This is a genomic window from Vibrio sp. 03_296 (assembly GCF_002265885.1).
In genome coordinates this window covers 1-532 of the sequence record NZ_NPKW01000699.1, presented here as the reverse complement: position 1 = coordinate 532, position 532 = coordinate 1, and the positions used below count along the sequence as shown (strand labels likewise).

General features: G+C 49.7%; 1 pseudogene. It reads right to left on the bottom strand.

The features are described from left to right. Positions 1-532, bottom strand: a pseudogene (locus CIK04_RS27225) (DUF3360 family protein); the annotation flags it as partial.

Here is a 532-nt window from a genome sequence, read left to right as displayed (position 1 = left end):
CAAACGAGACCGATTCCATGCCAGAGGCCACCGACCAGCTTTCAAATTTGCTGAGTTGGCTAATCAGTCCCACCGCGCCTAAATAAATTAGCAGACCGCCGCGAACCCCTTCACCCGTTAAGCGAACCAGTTTTGATCCCMCTTTGGTGGCACTGAGGATCAAACCAAACACCCCAACCATGATGCCTAAAGCCGAGAGGGTGTCCACCTGCTACGGCAACGAGCGGAATCAATGGAATCATGGGCCCGTGTGTGCCAGCTAAGTTGGACTCTAGGGTTTAAAATACGCGGAAAAAAAGATAACAAACAAAAGACCAGCGATGATCAACTCATAGCGGACGTTTTCAGCAACAAATTCGAGGGAGAGCCAAATTGGGCAGCGAAAGCGGCCACCATCGCGGTGACCATCACCACTTTACCGATAGTGGCTGCAATGGCAGGCACCCAGTCTTCAATTTCAATACCAAAGTCGCGGAAAGGCAGGTGAATACGCCATTTTTTGAACGAAAGAATGTTCAGTTCATGTTCTAAG